At 37.2% G+C, this 753-nt stretch carries 1 protein-coding gene; it reads left to right on the forward strand.

The genetic code is table 11. The features are described 5' to 3' along the window. The first annotated feature begins 10 nt into the window (after positions 1-10). On the forward strand, positions 11-556 hold the full coding sequence (locus U9K52_RS21185) for a peptidoglycan-binding protein LysM (protein WP_248392676.1): 546 nt from the start codon (positions 11-13) through the stop codon (positions 554-556). Positions 557-753: the final 197 nt, after the last annotated feature.

Raw genomic sequence — 753 nt, forward strand, 5'->3', positions numbered from 1 at the left:
TAATATCATTATGAAAAAGCAAATTGCAATCGCAGCATTAACTATCGGAGCATTCGTATTAGGAACAAACACTATTCAGGCTCAAAACACCACCGCAACCACAACGGTAAACATTACCCTGAACGATGTGATCTCTATTGATGCGGGAAGTACTGCAATTAGTGGCGCAGTGGCCTTTAATTATGCTACTGCAGCGGATTATAACTCAGAAAAAACGGTAGCTCAAGCTAATGCTTTAAAAGTTACTTCAACTAAGAATTTTAATGTAAAAGTAAAAGCAGGAGGCGCTAATTTTATAAATGGAACCAACTTGATCCCCGTAGATGTTCTAACCATCAAAGCTTCTGCAGCTTCCGGAACCATGGGCGGTACAAAAAGCACTGTTGTTTTATCTGCAGCTGATCAAACTTTAGTGGCAAATGCTCCGCTTGGAAGCGCATTGACACTGAATCTGGATTACACTATTCCAGCTGCTAAATCATCTTCTTCTGATATTTTAGGTAAACCGGCCGGAACTTATACGCAAACAGTAACGTATACTGCGACAGCTTTATAATAAAAAACAAAAGGGAATTTTATATAAGCCTTCAACACTTTTTAGTGTTGGGGCTTTTTCTTTTTAAAGCAATGAAATAAATACTTGTGGCGATTTCACTACACGAACTTCTATGTTCCACTACAGAGAAACTTTTTTTGCCGCTGTACATTTGTATTGTTCAAAAGAGAACAATTAAACAAGAATAAAAAATAAAA

The organism is Chryseobacterium sp. MHB01 (assembly GCF_034651565.1).
Taxonomy (GTDB): Bacteria; Bacteroidota; Bacteroidia; order Flavobacteriales; family Weeksellaceae; genus Chryseobacterium; species Chryseobacterium nepalense.

Excerpts from the sequence above, each read along its gene's own strand:
- U9K52_RS21185 (WP_248392676.1), top strand. The coding sequence starts at position 11 with ATGAAAAAGCAAATTGCAATCGCAGCATTAACTATCGGAGCATTCGTA.